At 67.6% G+C, this 16,130-nt stretch carries 14 protein-coding genes; 4 read left to right on the plus strand and 10 right to left on the minus strand.

Annotated features, from left to right (window positions below):
* Positions 1-171: 171 nt before the first annotated feature.
* Complete coding sequence (metE, locus tag F7R26_RS27530; protein ID WP_150984655.1) at positions 172-2,559, minus strand: 5-methyltetrahydropteroyltriglutamate--homocysteine S-methyltransferase; 2,388 nt, start codon at positions 2,557-2,559, stop codon at positions 172-174.
* 161 nt (positions 2,560-2,720) lie between these two features.
* Here metE and F7R26_RS27535 point away from each other — a divergent pair, with 161 nt between their 5' ends.
* Positions 2,721-3,644 (plus strand): LysR family transcriptional regulator, encoded by a 924-nt coding sequence (locus F7R26_RS27535; protein WP_150984654.1) that lies wholly within the window; start codon positions 2,721-2,723, stop codon positions 3,642-3,644.
* A gap of 8 nt (positions 3,645-3,652) precedes the next feature.
* Here F7R26_RS27535 and F7R26_RS27540 read toward each other — a convergent pair whose 3' ends face one another.
* Positions 3,653-4,582 carry a diacylglycerol kinase catalytic domain-containing protein gene (locus F7R26_RS27540; protein ID WP_150984653.1) on the minus strand — a complete coding sequence of 310 codons (930 nt, stop codon included), beginning with the start codon at positions 4,580-4,582 and terminating at the stop codon, positions 3,653-3,655.
* Between the two features lie 80 nt (positions 4,583-4,662).
* Positions 4,663-5,694: an SPFH domain-containing protein gene (locus F7R26_RS27545; protein ID WP_150984652.1), complete on the minus strand. Its 1,032-nt coding sequence runs from the start codon at positions 5,692-5,694 to the stop codon at positions 4,663-4,665.
* A gap of 164 nt (positions 5,695-5,858) precedes the next feature.
* Here F7R26_RS27545 and F7R26_RS27550 point away from each other — a divergent pair, with 164 nt between their 5' ends.
* The gene (locus tag F7R26_RS27550) at positions 5,859-6,572 is read left to right on the plus strand and encodes an NUDIX hydrolase (RefSeq protein ID WP_150984651.1); all 714 of its coding nucleotides are present in this window, start codon (positions 5,859-5,861) and stop codon (positions 6,570-6,572) included.
* A 54-nt stretch (positions 6,573-6,626) separates the two neighbouring features.
* Here F7R26_RS27550 and F7R26_RS27555 read toward each other — a convergent pair whose 3' ends face one another.
* Positions 6,627-6,947 (minus strand): hypothetical protein, encoded by a 321-nt coding sequence (locus F7R26_RS27555; protein ID WP_241754754.1) that lies wholly within the window; start codon positions 6,945-6,947, stop codon positions 6,627-6,629.
* A 172-nt stretch (positions 6,948-7,119) separates the two neighbouring features.
* Between F7R26_RS27555 and F7R26_RS27560 the strand changes: the two genes are divergently transcribed.
* Entirely contained in the window at positions 7,120-7,590 is a 471-nt protein-coding gene (locus F7R26_RS27560) for an Lrp/AsnC family transcriptional regulator (RefSeq protein WP_045240794.1), read from the plus strand.
* Between the two features lie 16 nt (positions 7,591-7,606).
* Here the strand turns inward: F7R26_RS27560 and bluB are convergent, their stop codons facing one another.
* The 5 genes from bluB to F7R26_RS27585 form a co-directional block, all read right to left on the minus strand.
* Positions 7,607-8,284, minus strand: coding sequence for a 5,6-dimethylbenzimidazole synthase (gene bluB, locus F7R26_RS27565; protein WP_150984650.1), 678 nt, complete (start codon positions 8,282-8,284; stop codon positions 7,607-7,609).
* A gap of 129 nt (positions 8,285-8,413) precedes the next feature.
* Entirely contained in the window at positions 8,414-9,631 is a 1,218-nt protein-coding gene (metC, locus tag F7R26_RS27570) for a cystathionine beta-lyase (protein WP_150984649.1), read from the minus strand.
* Between the two features lie 104 nt (positions 9,632-9,735).
* Positions 9,736-10,743: a Bug family tripartite tricarboxylate transporter substrate binding protein gene (locus F7R26_RS27575; protein ID WP_193692256.1), complete on the minus strand. Its 1,008-nt coding sequence runs from the start codon at positions 10,741-10,743 to the stop codon at positions 9,736-9,738.
* 282 nt (positions 10,744-11,025) lie between these two features.
* A complete protein-coding gene (locus F7R26_RS27580) occupies positions 11,026-12,666 on the minus strand; it encodes a rhodanese-like domain-containing protein (RefSeq protein WP_150984648.1) in 1,641 nt (546 codons plus the stop codon).
* 144 nt (positions 12,667-12,810) lie between these two features.
* Entirely contained in the window at positions 12,811-13,398 is a 588-nt protein-coding gene (locus tag F7R26_RS27585; RefSeq protein WP_150984647.1) for a cysteine dioxygenase family protein, read from the minus strand.
* 137 nt (positions 13,399-13,535) lie between these two features.
* Here F7R26_RS27585 and F7R26_RS27590 point away from each other — a divergent pair, with 137 nt between their 5' ends.
* Positions 13,536-14,402 (plus strand): LysR substrate-binding domain-containing protein, encoded by an 867-nt coding sequence (locus tag F7R26_RS27590; RefSeq protein ID WP_150984646.1) that lies wholly within the window; start codon positions 13,536-13,538, stop codon positions 14,400-14,402.
* A 61-nt stretch (positions 14,403-14,463) separates the two neighbouring features.
* Here F7R26_RS27590 and F7R26_RS27595 read toward each other — a convergent pair whose 3' ends face one another.
* Positions 14,464-16,020, minus strand: coding sequence for a methyl-accepting chemotaxis protein (locus F7R26_RS27595; RefSeq protein WP_150984645.1), 1,557 nt, complete (start codon positions 16,018-16,020; stop codon positions 14,464-14,466).
* Positions 16,021-16,130 lie beyond the last annotated feature (110 nt).

Consider the following 16,130-nt stretch of genomic DNA (forward strand, 5'->3'; position numbering starts at 1 on the left):
TGTGACACAGTGCCGCAACGTGTGTCCAGGGCAGTCTGTGCGTCGCGGTGCGGCGTTTTGCCGCTTTGCGTGCAAGGGAACGCAAGACGGCCAACGGGCCGGCATGCGCTGCATGCCGGCCCGTTGGCTTGGTAAGGCTTGGAGGGGGGATCGGACCCGCCCAGGCGCGGATCAGGCCGCCTGGCTAGCGCAATCGACGCAACCCGCAGCGTGCGCGGCGCCCTGGTGTGCCGCGTGGCCGCCCAGGCCGGTGCGGCGGTTGGCGCGCTGCCACTTGGTCGCGCTGTCCTTGCCGATCTGCTCGCGCAGGTTACGCGCGGCGGCGACCATATTGGCCAGCGCGGCTTCGGTTTCGGGCCAGGCGCGCGTCTTTAGCCCACAGTCCGGATTGACCCACAGCCGTTGCGGCGGAATCACCTCGCAGGCGCGCTCCAGCAGATGCGTGATGGCTTCCACGCTCGGCACGCGCGGCGAGTGGATGTCATACACGCCCGGTCCGATCTCGTTGGGGTAGTCGAACTCGCCGAAGCCTTCGAGCAGCTCCATGGCGGAGCGCGAGGTTTCGATGGTGATCACGTCGGCGTCCAGCGCGGCAATGGCGGGCAGGATATCGTTGAACTCGGCGTAGCACATGTGGGTGTGGATCTGCGTTTCATCCGCCACCGAGGCGGCCGAGATCTTGAACGCATGCACGGCCCAGTCCAGGTACGCGGCCCAGTCGCCCTTGCGCAGCGGCAAGCCCTCGCGCAGTGCGGGCTCGTCGATCTGGATGATGCGGATGCCGGCTTGTTCCAGGTCCGAGACCTCGTCGCGGATCGCCAGCGCGAGTTGCAGCGTGGTGGTGGCGCGCGGCTGGTCGTCGCGCACGAAGGACCATTGCAGCATGGTGACGGGGCCGGTGAGCATGCCCTTCATCGGACGCTCGGTGAGCGATTGCGCATAGCGCGTGGTTTCCACCGTCATCGGCTCGGGGCGATACACATCGCCGTAGATCACCGGCGGCTTGACGCAGCGCGAGCCATAGCTTTGCACCCAGCCGTTCTCGGTGAAGGTGTAGCCGCACAGCTGCTCGCCGAAATACTCGACCATGTCGTTGCGCTCGGCTTCACCATGCACCAGCACGTCCAGGCCGAGCGCTTCCTGCTTGCGCACGGCGGTCTCGATTTCACCGCGGATGCGCTGCAGGTACTCCAGCGCGCCGATGTCACCGCGGCGGTAGGCGGCACGGGTCTGGCGGATTGCCGGTGTCTGCGGGAAGGAGCCGATGGTGGTGGTCGGCAGTGCCGGCAACTGCAGCGCGGCGCGCTGGCGTTCGATGCGGGTCTGGAACGGGCTCTTGCGCTGGGCCATGGCAGCGGTGACTGCCGCGACCCGTGCCTGCACCTGCTGGTTGACCACGCGGCGCGAGCTGCGGCGCGAGGCCAGCGCGGCATCGGCAGCGGCCAGTTCGGGGGCGACCGCGGCCTCGCCCTCGTTCAGGGCGCGGGCCAGCACGCTGACCTCGGCCAGCTTCTCGGTGGCGAAGGCCAGCCAGGTCTTGATTTCCGCATCGAGCTTGCGCTCGGCCTCTAGCGAGACCGGCACGTGCAGCAGCGAGCAGGACGGCGCGACCCACAGGCGCTCGCCCAGCTCGGCATGCAGCGGTGCCAGCGCGGCCAGCGCGCGGCGCAGGTCGGTGCGCCAGATATTGCGGCCGTCGATGACGCCGGCGGACAGCACCGCGCCGGCTGGCAGCACCTTGCGCCAGGCGTCGAGCTGCTGCGGTGCGCGCACCAGGTCGATGTGGAAGCCTTGCACGGGCAGGGCGGCGGCGCGCGCGGCGTGGTCGGCTGCGCTGTCGAAGTAGGTGGCCAGCAGCAGCTTGACGCCGGACTTGGCCAGTTCGGCATAAGCGCCGTCATAGGCATCGAGCCAGGCCGGCGCCAGGTCCAGGCACAGCGCGGGCTCGTCGATCTGTACCCATTCGATGCCGCGTTCGCGCAGGCGGGCCAGGATGCGGCCATAGGCGGCCACCAGGCTGGGCAGCAGGCCCAGGCGGTCGAAACCGTCCACGTGGGTCTTGGACAGCCACAGGTAGGTGAGCGGCCCGATCAGCACCGGCTTGGCCTTGAGGCCCAGCGCCAGCGCTTCTTCCACTTCGTCGAAGAACCAGTCCACGCCGCCGTCGAAACGGGTGTCCGGGCCGAGTTCCGGGACCAGGTAGTGGTAGTTGGTATCGAACCACTTGGTCATTTCCATGGCCGGCTGGGCCTTGTTGCCACGGGCCAGCTCAAAATACTGCGCCAGGCTCAGCTGCTTCGGGTCGAAGCCAAAACGCGCGGGCAGGGCGCCGAGCAAGGCGCTCAGGCCCAGCATCTGGTCGTAGTAGGCGAAGTCCCCCACCGCCACGCTGTCCAGCCCGGCCTGCGCCTGCGACTGCCAGTGGCGCTGGCGCAGGCCGGCTGCTACCTGGCGCAGGCTGGCCTCGTCCGTTTCGCCGCGCCAGAACGCCTCCTGGGCGAATTTCAGTTCGCGCTGGGCGCCGATGCGCGGAAATCCAGCGATATGAGTGCGTGCCATGCAGTGCTCCGTATTGGGATGTTGGGATATTGCGAATGTGACGATGGCGCCCAGTGTGGAATCCAGCGTAAAATGAATCAAGCGATAAGATTTAATCAACGTATGAATCAGTTTCATATCAAGCCACCCAGGCGCCATGTTTCACATTCCAGGAGCCAGCCGTGATCGAAGTCAGGCACCTGCGCTCGCTGGTAGCAATCGCCGAATCCGGCAAGCTCGCCACGGCCGCCGAGCGCGTGCACGTCAGCCAGTCGGCGCTGTCCCATCAGATCAAAGGCATCGAGGCGCACTACGGCTTGCCACTGTTCGACCGCACCCGCCAGGGCCTGCGTTTCACGCCGGCCGGCGACCGGCTGCTGGCGCTGGCGCGCGAGACGCTGGCGGCCATCAGCACGGCCGAGCGTGACCTGGCCCGGCTCAAGGGTGACACGCGCGGCGAACTGCGCATCGTGCTTGAGTGCCATACCTGCTTTGACTGGCTGATGCCCGTGATGGACGAGTTCCGCCGGCGCTGGCCGGAGGTGGAGGTAGACCTGGTGGCGGGCTTCCACGCTGATCCCCTGGCGCTGCTGGCCGAGGGCCGCACGGACATGGTGATCGGCTCGATGCCGCCGGCCAAGCGCGGCCTGGCGGTGGCGCCCCTGTTCCGCTTCGAGATCCTCGCGGTGATCGCCAACGAGCACCGGCTGCGCAACAAGCGCCGGATCGAGGCGGCCGACCTGGACGGCGAAACGCTGATCACCTATCCGGTGCCGGAGCAGCGCATCGACCTGATCCGCGAAGTGCTGGAGCCAGCCGGCATCAAGCTGCAGCGGCGCACCGCCGAGCTGACGGTGGCCGTGCTGCAACTGGTCGCCAGCCGCCGCGGCGTGGCCGCGCTGCCCAACTGGGGCGTGAAGAACTACGTCGACCACGATTACGTGCTGGCCAAGCGCATCGGCGCCAAGGGTTTGTGGAGCGAGCTCTATGCCACCACGCCGGCGCCGCTTGCGCAGCGCCCTTATGTGCGCGACTTCGTCTGCATCGTGCGCGATACCTGCGCGGCCGCGCTGGATGGGATCGAACTTCTGCCGGAGGGCGAATAAGGGGCGGCCTACTGCACGAGCTGCCCGCTGCGCTCGGCCACGCCGATGCGGGCTTCGGTGCCCGCGTTGAATTGCAGGAAATCCGCTTCGATACCGTCGCTGAAGATCACGCCGGTTTCCGGCATCAGCGAGCGCAGCACGATCTGCTCGCCGCGCGGCACGTTGCCGTAGACCAGAGTGGCCTGGCTGGCGCGGCTCGGAAAGGGCTCACGCACCGCAAATACCAGCCGGTCGGTATCCCATGGCAAGGGTTGATACGCGGCTTCGGCGCCACCGTCTGGCTGCGCAATGGCCCGCGCGCCGGTCACGATGCTCTTGAGCCAGGCAGTGGACCCCAGTCCCGTGGAGACAATGACGCCGCTCGATGACTGCACCTCGCTGCGCGCACCGAGCTGGATCTCGTAGCGCGCCGAGGTGTGGCTGCGCGGGCCGATAAAGAAGTCGTTGACCGCGTACAGCACCTGCTGGTCTGACAGCTCGGCGCGCGCCATGGTGACCGGGCGCGCGGGGCGGCGGTCCTGCATGGCTTCGGCCAGCACACGCGCCAGGTCGCCCACCTTGAATGGCAGCAGCACACCGTCGTGGCGCGCCGGATCCGGGTTCACGCCGATCAGCGGCTGGCCGTTCAGGTATTTCATGGTGTTGGCAACCAGGCCGTCCTGGCCCAGCGCCACCACGATGTCTTCCGGGCCGAACAGGAAGTTGGGCAGGAACTGGCGGTCCACCACCTGCCGGCGCAGGTAGCGCGACAGCACGGCTGCCACCTGTTCGCGCGCGGCAAGATAGGTGTCGTGCTCACGCTGGTAATCGGTGATGTCCGCGCCCAGGTGTTCCAGGTAGAAGCGTGCCTGCGCCAGCGAGTGGTAGCGCGCCAGCAGCTCTTCCAGCCGTGTCTTGCGCGTCACCAGCACTACCTTGCGATCGGCGGTTGCGCTCATTGTTCTGGCTCCTTTTTCTTTTCACTACTGAATACCGCTTGAAGCGTCTTAAAGCGTCTTAAAGCTGCGCGGATCTTCGGTTATTTTGCGCGCCCGCTGCTCAGTGGTGCCAGCAGCGACTGAAGCAGCTCTGGCGACATATTCAGCTGCCCGATCTTCTCGGCCTTGTCGGCAATCCCGCCGAAGGCCTGCGCGATCAACTGGCCCGGCGCCATGCCTGATGCGGCCAGCGCCTGCACGATGCGCGCGTCGGCGCCTTGCAGGGCCCGCATCACGGCGCCCAGGCGCTGTGCCTCGGCTTCGGCGGTGGTGCGCGTGTTGTCGGCCTCCAGGTCCACGAACTCCTTGCGGCGCGCTTCCAGCGTGATCTGCGCCTCCATGGTGCTGGCCTCCAGTTCCGCCTGTTTTTTCTGCACCGCGGCTTCGGCTTCCATCTGGGTTTCGCGGATCGTGCGCTGCTTGAGCTCCACGGCGACTTCGGTGTCGAGCTCGCTTTCCTTGATGGCGCGTTCGTTTTCCACCGCGGCGTTGCGGCGGGCGTAGATGGCGTCGTCGGCCGCCTTCAGGATCTGCTCGCGGACCTCGGCTTCCAGCGCCCGCGCGGTTTCGGCGCGCGGCTTGACGGCCACCATCGAGAACGACAGGATTTCCAGGCCGAGGGCCAGGACGTCCGGATGCGCCTTGAGCGCACCTTCGACCTGGCGGGCCATGCGGTCGGACGCCTGCAGCGCGGTGCGCAGCGTTTCGGCGCTCACGGCCTGCTGCACCAGTACCTCCACCACGCCCTCCACGCGGGTGCGCAGGTTCTGCGGATCCTCGGAGATGTAGTTGCGGCCGTCCGGCTTGAGCGCGAAATTGAGCATGGCGGCCGTCTTGCGCGGCTCAGTGATGCGGTAGGACAGGTTGCCTTGCACGGTGACGGACTGGAAGTCGGTCGTGATCAGCTCGAAGATATACGGCAGGATCTGGCTGCCTACGGGCACCGCAACGAGGGATGTGGTGGGCGCGTAGTAGTAGAACGACTGGCCGCTGCCTTCGCGGATGATTTTGCCGCTCTTCATCTGCATCAGATAGGTGGTGGGATCTGCCTTGATGAATCGGATGCCGAACATGGTGGTCCTTTCCGGTGGTGTTGTTGGATTCGCCCGCGCCGGGCGACTGGCACTAAGTGTGTCTGTACCACTAATATAAGTGTGGCTGAGACACTTGTCAATCTATAATCCGGCGTGAATCGCTTGAACAGCTTGAACCGCCTCTTTCCAGGAATGCCCGCCCGATGACGAAACCCACCCCCGCCGCATTCCCGCGCCCGCTGACCACCGTCGACGTGGTCATCCTGACGATCCGTGCGGGGGCGCTGCAGGTCCTGCTCGTGCAGCGGCCGCAACAATCCGGCGAGCCGTTTCCTGGCCAATGGGCCTTGCCGGGCGGCTTTGTCGATATCGAGCGGGACCAGGATCTGCAGGGCTGCGCGTTGCGCAAGCTGGCGGAGAAGACCGGGGTCAATAGTCCCTATCTGGAGCAGGTAGGCAGTTGGGGCAGCGCCACGCGAGACCCGCGCGGATGGTCCACCACCCATGTCTACGTCGCCTTGCTGGCGGATGACACGCTGGCTCTGCACAAGGGTGGCAACGCCGCCGACCTGCGCTGGGCGCCGGTGGAGGGCGATGGTGTGGGGATGGCGCTGGCCTTTGATCACGCCACGCTGCTGAGCGCGGCGCTCGGGCGCGTGCGGGGCAAGACCGAGTACACATCGCTGCCTGCGCATTTGCTGCCGGCCGCGTTCACGTTAGGCGAACTGCAGCATGTCTACGAGATCGTGCTGGGCCGTCCTCTCGAAAAGAAGGCCTTCCGCACCCGCATGCTCGCGGCGGACTTGCTGGAAGACCTGGGCGCGCAAAAGGAGACCGGGCGCCGCCCGGCCTCCTTGTACCGCTTGCGCGAGCAGGCCGGCCTGGTCTACTTCACGCGCAGCTTCGAGCAGCGCTGAATCAGGCGGGCGCGGCGCCGGGCTGCGTACCGGGCCCCGTTCTTCGGCAACGGCCTAGGCCAATGCCAGCGAATGTTCCACCTCGTCACGACGCGCCTCGACGTGCGCCGGCGCCTCGGCCGCACGCTCGCCCGGCGCCGCGATCTCGAAGACCTCAAGCACGTCCACGCCGTTTTCCAGGCGCCTGACGAATAGGTCCAGCCGGTCCGCATCCTCCGCGCCGACCGACAGCGTGAGCTGGTAGGGCGCGGCCGCTTGCCCGAAGCACAGGTCGATCAGGTGCAGGCCGGTGCGGCGGGCGTTGGCCAGCGTCCATTCGACGGCGCCGAAGAGGTCAGTGCGGTCCAGCCGCAGGGCGAGGTTCAAGGTTGACATGGTATCGGCGGCAGTTTTAATGGGGTTTGTGGCCGGGAAGGCATGCGACAAATTTACCATCGCCACCCCAGAATGGGCTTCTTTATTGCCTCCGGTTTTGATCAATATGGAGATGAATTATCTATTGATGATAGAGTTAAAGGTGATTCCTTCCTTATCCTCGGTAGAAGACATGGCAACCTCCCCAAAACTGGACGAAACCGACCGCCGCATCCTGCGCGCGCTGCGGCGCGACGGCAGGCTCTCCAACCTCAAGCTGGCCGAGCAGGTTGGCTTGTCGCCCACGCCGTGCTGGAACCGCGTGCGCGCCCTGGAAGAAAGCGGTGTGATCGAGGGCTATGCGGCCCTGCTGAACCAGAAGGCGCTCGGCCTGCCCGACACCGTGCTGATCGAGGTCACGCTGGACCGGCACGACGACGACATGCTGGATCGCTTCGGCGAAGCGCTGGCCGAATTGCCGGAAGTGATGGAGGCGTACCTGCTCACCGGCGAATACGATTACCTGATCAAGGTAGCGGTGGCGGGCACGGAAGGGTACGAGGAATTCCTGCGCCACAAGCTCTACAAGCTGCCGGGCTTGCGGCACAGCCATTCCACCTTCGTGCTGCGCTGCATGAAGCGGGAGCCGTCAGTGGCGCCTTGAGTGGCCCGATGGGGCTTCAGGCGTGCGGGCGGTCCCAGGTGTCCGTGGACATCAGGTCCGCGAGCGGGCGGCCCTGGCGCCAGCCTTCCAGCTCCAGCATCGGCGCGGGGTAGAAGGCCTGCACGGGGCCTAGGCAGAGAATGGCGATCGGCTGGCCACCCGGCGGCAAGCGCAACAGCGCAGCCAGCGCGTCGGGCGCGAACATCGACACCCAGCCCAGCCCGAGGTTTTCCACGCGCGCCGCCAGCCAGAGGTTTTCAATGGCGCAGGCCGCCGAGCACAGCGCCATCTCGCGCGGCATGGTGCGCCGGCCAAACACGGTGCCGTCATCCGGTGCCATCGCCACCACCAACAGCTCGGCGCACTCGCGCACGCCCTCCACCTTCAGCCGCAGGAACTCGCCATCGCGCTCGCCCAGCGCCACGGCGGTCTTCTGCCGTTCGGCCTCGACCAGTGCGGCGATCTCTTCCCGCAAGGCGGCATCGGCGACGCGGATAAAGCGCCACGGCTGCATCAGCCCCACCGAGGGCGCACTGTGCGCGGCCCGCAGCAGGCGCATCAGGACAGCGTCATCGACCGACGCGCCCGCAATGAAATGCCGCATGTCGCGGCGCGACGCGATGAGACGGTAGAAGCTCTCCTGTTCCTCGGGCGAGAAAACGGCGGAGTGGCTTTCGGTCAGGGGTGCAGGCATCGCGGGGGCGCAAGGGCAAAAGCCGGCATTGTATGCCTGTGCGAAGCGGCGGAGCGCAAGGAGGGCTTGCGAGGGGCACGGTCAGGACGCAGCGATGAGTTTTTGCGCTGACACCTGCAGATTGGTTCACTAAGCCGTATCCTGGCGCGCCTCCAACGCCCGCCCGGCAACCCGGCCGCCGCCAATCACCTCGAACCCATGCGCCAGATCTGCCAGCAGGTCGTCCACATCCTCCAGCCCGATATGCAGCCGGATCACCTGGCCGCGCCCGGACCAGTCGGTGACGCTGCGCGCGCCGCGCATGTCGGCGATCACGGCGAGGCTTTCGAAGCCTCCCCAGGAGGCGCCGATGCCGAACAGTGCAAGGCTGTCGATGAAGCGTTCGGCGGCGTCCGGTGACGCGGCGCGCAGCGAGAACGACAGCAGGCCGTTGGTGCCGCGGCAATCGCGCTGCCATAGCGCGTGGCCGGGGTCGCCGGGCAGGGCGGGGCAAAAGACCTCCGCCACTTCGGGGCGGTTGCGCAGCCAGCGCGCGACCGCCAGCGCACTGCGCTCGTGCTGCGACAGGCGCGCGCCGAGGGAGCGCATGCCGCGCTGGACCAGGTAGGCGTCGTCCGGGCTGACGCTGATGCCGAAGGCGTCGGCCACCGCGGCGAGTGCCTGCCAGGGAGCTTCCAGGGTACAGACCGTGCCCATCATCACGTCCGAATGCCCGGACAGGTATTTGGTCGCGGCCATCAGGGAGATATCGGCGCCCAGCGCAAGGGGCTGGTACAGCAAGCCGGAGCCCCAGGTGTTGTCGGCCGCCACCAGCGCGCCGTGCCGGTGGGCGATGTCGGCGATGGCCGGCAGGTCGCACATTTCATAAGCCAGCGAACCGGGCGCCTCCACATACACCAGCCGGGTTTCGCGCCGCAGCCTGGCTTGCAGGTCGTGGCCATCGGCCGCGTAGAAGCTGGCGGCGATGCCGTGCTGCGCCAGGAAACCTTCGGCCAGCTTGCGCACCGGCTCGTACACGCAATCGGGCAGCAGCACGTGCTGGCCGGGGCGCAGGTAGGCCAGCAGCGTCATCGCGGCGGCTGCCAGCCCGCTGGGGAACAGGCGCGTGCGGTAGCCGCCTTCCAGCTCGGTGACCATGTCTTCGAGCGCAAACGCCGTGGGATTGCCGCGCGCGCCGTAGGTGAACAGGCGTTCGCTGCCGCGCCGCGAGCGCATCTCGCGCATCTGTGCCACCGAGTCGAACAACACGGTGCTGGCGCGCACCACGGGCGGGTTGACGGGCTGTCCGCCATCCACGCCGCTGGCGCGGCCGGCGTGCGCGAGGTGGGTAAGGATGCTGGGCTTCATGGCTTGGCCTGGTGGGTGCCGCGCCAGGGTGGCGCGGCCGGTGTGACAACTTGCGGTGGCGGGCAGCAGCAAGAGCCATGCCCCCTGCTCCGGCTGCGCCCGGATCAGTCCACGCGGGCGCCAGAGAGCTTGACGATCTGCGACCAGCGCGCGATGTCGCCCTTGAGCTGCGCGGCGAATGCCTCTGGCTTGCTGCCCACCACGTCGCTGCCGCCTTCGTTGATCAGCTTCACCACCTCGGGCATCTGCAGTACCTGCAAGATGGCGCGGTTCAGGTAGGCCACGCGCTCGGGCGAGGTGCCGGCGGGGGCGAACACGCCATACCAGTCCTCGAAACGGGCATTGCGGTAGCCCAGTTCCTCCAGCGTCGGCACCTTGGCGAACACGCCCAGGCGGCGCGGGCTGGTGACCGCCAGCGCGCGCATGCGGCCGGCCTGGATAAATCCCGCCACCGAGGAAGTCGAGGTGATCAGCACGCTGACCTGCCCGCCCAGCAGGTCATTGATGGCCGGGCCGGCGCCTTTGTAGGGCACGTGCTGCAAGGCGATGCCGCTATCCTTGTCCAGCACCACGCCGACCAGGTGCGAGAGCGTGCCGTTGCCGGGCGTGGCAAAGGCGATCTTTTGCGGCTGGGCCTTGGCCTGCGCGGCCAGTTCGGCAAAGGTCTGCCAGGGCGCGTTGGCTGCCACCACGATGGCTAGCGGCGCCGCATTGATTTGCGTGACCGGCATGAAGTTCTTGACCGGGTCGAAGCCAGGCGCGCTGTACAGCGTCGGGTTCACGGCCATGACCGACACCTGCGAGGTCAGCAGGGTGTAGCCGTCCGGCTTGGCCTCGGCGACGAAGCGCGTGCCGATATTTCCGCCCGCGCCGGCGCGGTTGTCGGTGACGGCGGTTTGCCCCAGCACTTCGCCGAGCCGCGTGGTGACGATGCGCGTGACGGCATCGTTGCCGCCGCCGGCGGGAAACGGCGAGACGAAGCGCAGCGGCTGCGAGGGAAAGCCGCCGACGGGCGCGAGCGGCTGCGCGCTGGCGGGGGCGCCGGCCATGGCAAGGGTGACGGTGACAGCGGTGGCGAAGGTGCGGATCAGGACTTGCTGGATGCGTGACATGAAAAACCCCTGTGTATGTAGAGCGTTGTCAGAGCGAAGGGGGCTGGGCAGGCTTCTTTGGCCCCGCTGGCCGCTGTGGCGTACCGGTTGCTGCCTCTTGCCCCTGTGTCCCCGGAGTGCCGGGGCGTTACCTTTGCGCTGCACCGTCGAGCCGGATGGGAATCAATGCCTTGCGACTCGCCTTGCCAGTCATGCATGCCGTTCCCGCTGCGGGGGCGGGAGGTGGCTGCGTGACGGGCTCGGTCGCTGATGGCGGGTCATGTTGGAAGGACGCTGTATGGATCAGGCGAAGCGGAAAGTGGCCAGTTCCTGGGCGTCGAGCTGGCCGATCAGGTTGGTTTCCCAAGCCAGGTAGCGGCGAGCAGCCTCCTTGTTGCCGTCGTGACGGTCGTGGACGAAGAACAGGAAATCGATGCAGCGCGCATCGGGCAGGCCGTTTGGTGCATCGCCATCCCCGGCATCGCCTGCCAGCGCATGGCCTGCCGCCTGCCAGGCGCCTGCGCCACCGGCGAGCAGCCTGATGTCGCTGTAGCCAAGTGCGGCCAGTTCGCCGGCGGCTAGCGCGGCCACACCCGGTTGATCGTCATCGCCGATGAGTACGATTGGCGTGTCGCGCGGCACGCCGGCGAGGTCGCGGGCAAACACCGGGCGGATCGACCAGCGGCTGCCCGGCACGTGCCCGGCGCGATACGCCATGCTGGCGCGCACGTCGAGCGCCAGCAGCTGCCGCCCGGCCAGGCCCGCCGCCAGCGAGCTGGCATCGATGCCCGGCAAGGCACGGGAGGGCGCCACGGGGCCTGCGGGCGCGGCGAGGCCGCAGGCAAGCGCAGCTGCAAGCCCGCCTTCGAGCACCACGGCGTCATGGCCCATCTGGCGCAGCCAGCTCGCCACCACCGTGGCGCGCACGCCATCGGCATCGATCAGCACGAGGCGCGCGCGGCGCACGCCCACGTATTGGTCGGTAGCCTGCATCAACTGGCCGCCCGGCGTGTTCTGGGCGCCGGGCACGGAGCCAGCGGCATATTCCTGCGGCGTGCGCACGTCGCACAGGAAGGTGGTGCGCGAGCGGTCGCTGAGCCACGCGCCCGCTTCGGCGGCGTCGATGTGCGGTACCGCAAAGCGCACCGCCATCGTCTGCGCCGCGGCCCGGGCGGCATCCAGCCCGGCAGGCACGGCGCTGTCGGGATAGCGCCGGGTGCCGCCGTGCTCCAGCTTGTAATCGTTCAGGTACCAGCCCTGGGTGCCGTTTTCCAGCGCGAACACAGGGTTGGGCACGCCGAAGTTGATCAGGGTTTGCGCGCCGATGATGCTGCGCGTGCGGCCGGCGCAGTTGATCACGATGGGCGTGGCCGGATCCGGCACCAGGTCGCGCAGCCGGTAAGCCAGCTCGCCGTTGGGGCAGCAGATGGCGCCGGGGATATTCATCTTGCGGAATTCCGAGACGGGACGGCCATCAAGCACCACCGGAGCTGGCTCGCCTGCCTGCATGGCCGCCAGCTCCGCGGCCGAGACGCGCGGCGTGCCGTAATGGTGCTCGGCCAGCTCGCCGAAGGTCTTGGAGGGCACATTGACGCCAGCGAACAAGCTGTAGCCGGCGGCCAGCCAGCCCGGCACGCCACCGTCCAGCACGAACAGGCGGGTGTAGCCGAGGGTGGCCAGGGCCTGCGCGGCGCGCGCTGCCACGCCATCGTCGTTGTCCGCCAGCACGATGCGCGCCGCGGTGTTGGGGGCCAGGCGGCCGATATCCAGTTCGAGCCGGCTAAAGGGGAGCGGCACTGCGAAGAACGGATGGCCTTCGCCATACTGGCCATGCTCGCGGATATCGAACAGGGCAATCTCGTCCTGGTCGTGCAGCCAGGCCTTGAGGGTGACCGGGTCGACTTGGGTGTAGCGGGTGTCGGGCGTGTTCAGGATGGCGGGCATGCGTTTGTTCAGGCAAAAAGGGGGCCAGGCCTCCTGGCCGCACGCGGGCGGGAGGCTACTGGAAATGCGTTGGATATGGGCTTCGGCGGAAGCCGGCAGGTGGGGGGCTGGGGATTGGTTAGCGCCGCACCTCCCGGGTGCCGTCTAGCGGCGCGTCTTGACGCCCACGCTCATAGGCTGGCAGCGGCCGGTCTCGAGGTCGTAGGCAGTGCGCCCGGTCAGGGTTTCCAGCGCGCGGCCGTACATGTGCAGGTGGCGGATCACGGATTCGCCGCGGATCTCCACCGAGTGGATGTCCTCGGGCAGCAGCGCGATGCCAGACCCCGGGCCCACTTCCACCGTGTGCGAGTGCTTCAGCGTGCCGATGCCCGGCTCGCTGCCATCGTCGGTGCGCAGGTAGACGTCGTTGTACTCGGTGCCCACCACGCCCGCCACGCAGGCCCAGGTGGTGTGGTCGTGCGGGGGAATGCGCTTGCCGGGGCGCATCACGTTGAGGTACAGGGCGAAGGTCTGGTCGGGATCTTCTGCGATCAGGTAGCGGGCCTGGCGTTCGCCTTCCTCCGGTGGGGCGAATTCGCTCTGCGCCCACAGGTGCGGCTTGGCCGCAAGTTGCTCCACCTCGCTCAGCACGCTGGCCAGCGATTCGCGGGTGACGCCACCGCTAGCTACGATTTTCTTGATGGATTGAATCGTGTCCCCGACGGCGGCCTGGCGTTGTTGTGCGATCGACATGTCTCTAGAATCCTTGCTGAGTCTTGATGGTTCTTGGTTTGCGGGGTGTTGCGTAACCTTGCATGGTTTCACTGTAATGAAGGCTGGCACCTGAAACCACTTAATCACTCATGAAAATACTTAAGCAAGTCTAATGAATGCGTAATCTCGATCTGGACCTGCTGCGCACCTTGGTGGCCATTGCCGATCACGGTACCTTTGCTGCCGCGGCGCAGCGGCTGCACCGCACCCAGTCCGCCGTCACACAGCAGATGCAGCGGCTGGAGGAGCAGGTGGCGCTGGCGCTGTTCGAGCGGCACGGGCGCGGCAAGCAGCTCACGCGGCACGGCAACAAGCTGGTGGAATACGCGCGGCAATTACTGAACCTGAACGACGAGGCTCTGCGCGTGCTGCGCGAGGGTGACCTGACAGGCTCGTTGCGGATCGGGGCGCCGCACGATGTGGCCGACACGATCCTGCCGCCGCTGCTGTCGCATATCGCGCGTGCGTCGCCCGCCCTGCGGCTGGAGATCCATGTGGGACGCAGCCCCTTCCTGATGGAATCGCTGCGGCGCGGGGAGATCGATCTGACCGTTTCCACCCGGGAAGACACCAGCCTGGATGGCCTGGTCTTGCGCACCTCACCCACGATCTGGGTTTGCGCGGCGGATTTCGCCTATGAGAGCGGCAGCATGGTGCCGCTGATCCTGGCTGACGAGCCCAGCCTGTTTCGCAAGCTGGCGCTGGATGCGCTGAAGGAGGCCGGCGTGCCCTGGCGCGCGGCGTATTTCGCGCCGAGCCTGATCGGCATCAAGGCGGCGATCCGCGCCGGCCTGGGGATCACGGCGCGCAGCATCGACCTGCTGGGTGCCGAAATGCGGGTGCTGGGCGACAAGGACGGGCTGCCGCGCCTGCCCGATGTGACGTACTACTTGTGGGCGCGGCCCAATGCGGCCAACCCGGTGGCGCGGCAGGTGTTCTCCATGCTCAAGACCACCTTGCAGCGCGGCATCACGGCCGCGTGAAGGTGGCCTAAGGTCGGCTTGAGCTTGGCCTTTTCGGGGGGTGGGGGGGCGCCGCGGTCCCTCAAGCTGCAGGCGCAAGCCGGAAGGCACCCACCGCCTCGGCAAGCTGGCGCGCCTGTGCTTCCAGCGATCCGGCCGCGGCGGCTGCCTGCTCAACCAGCGCTGCGTTCTGCTGGGTGACGGCTTCCATCTGCGTCACCGCCTGGCGGACCTGCACGATGCCGGCACTTTGTTCCAGCGACGCCGACGAGATGTCTTCCATGATCCGCGCCAGGCGGCCCACGGCATCCACGGTCTCGCTCATGGTCTGGCCGGCCTGGGCGACGAGCGCGTTGCCGGCGCCCACCTTGCTGGCCGAGTCGTCGATCAGCGATTTGATCTCTCGTGCGGCATTGGCGCTGCGCTGCGCCAGCGCGCGCACCTCGCCCGCCACCACGGCAAAGCCGCGGCCCGCCTCGCCCGCGCGCGCCGCTTCCACGGCAGCGTTGAGCGCCAGGATATTGGTCTGGAAGGCAATGCCGTCGATCACGCCGATGATGTCGGCGATCCGTTGCGAACTGTTGCTGATGTCGCCCATGGTCTGGACCACGCCGCGCACGTCGTCGCCGCCGCGCGTGGCCAGCCGCGCCGCTTCCGCGGCCAGCGCGCTGGCCTGGCGCGCGCTCTCCGTGTTGTTGCTCACTGTGGAGGTGAGCTCCTCCATGCTGGCCGCGGTTTGCTCGAGCGACGCGGACTGCTGCTCGGTGCGCGAGGACAGGTCTGTATTGCCGGCCGCGATCTCGCGCGCGCCGATGTTGACCGAGTCCGAGCTGGCGCGCACCTGGCTGACTGTACGCGTGAGCGCCGCCTGCATGCGTGCCACGGCGGCGAGCACGCGGCCTACCTCGTTGCTGCCGGCGGCAGCGGCGGGATGGCTCAGGTCGCCCTGCGCTACACGGTCGAGGTGCTCGGCGGCCGTGGCCAGCGGCGCCACGATGGCCGCGCGCAGCCCGAGGTGCACTGCGACGATCAAGCCCAGCGCGGCAGTGATGCCAACCACCACGAGCTTCACCACCCACTGGTAGCGCGAGCTGCTAGTCTCGGTTTCCTGCTGCGCCAGCTGGCTCGCCTGTTCCTGGAAGCGCTCGACGCCCGCCGAATACTCGGCCCCGGAAGCGGTGATGTCGCGGTCGTTGATCGCCGCGTAGGCGGCGGGGTCTCCCGCGCGCAAGGCGGCCAGGGCTCGCTCGACCGTGCCGGCATGCCGGCGCGCGGCATCCACGACCTGGCGGCGCTGGGCGTCGTCCTGGCCTTCCAGCAAGGGCGCGGCCGCGAAGCGCTGCAACGTCTCGTCCGAGCGCTTGAGCGATTTGCCGGCGGCGTCGAGCGCGCCGGTGTTGACTTCGGTGCTGCCCTCGCGGGCCGAGGCGTAGGCGCGCGCGAGCGCCGAGCGCGCCCGGGTCATGTCCTTGTATGCATCGTTGAGCAGCAGGGCGCCGGCGGAGAGTTGTTCCACGCGACTGGTCGCCTGGTCCGCGGCGCGCAGCGCTAGCACGCCAACGCCCGCGCCGAACACGATCATGCAGGCAAAGGTCACCAGGATCGCCAACAGGGCAGTGCGCACGCTCAGGTTTTTCATCATCGTCTGGAACAGGGGATTGAGATCACTGGGCTAACGGTCTGCTTTGCCGGGACTTGACCGAGGCTGGCGCGTGGACGCATGAAAGTTTGCGCAAGATCAATCGCGGT

The sequence above is a fragment of the Cupriavidus basilensis genome, from assembly GCF_008801925.2.
Lineage (GTDB): Bacteria > Pseudomonadota > Gammaproteobacteria > Burkholderiales > Burkholderiaceae > Cupriavidus > Cupriavidus basilensis.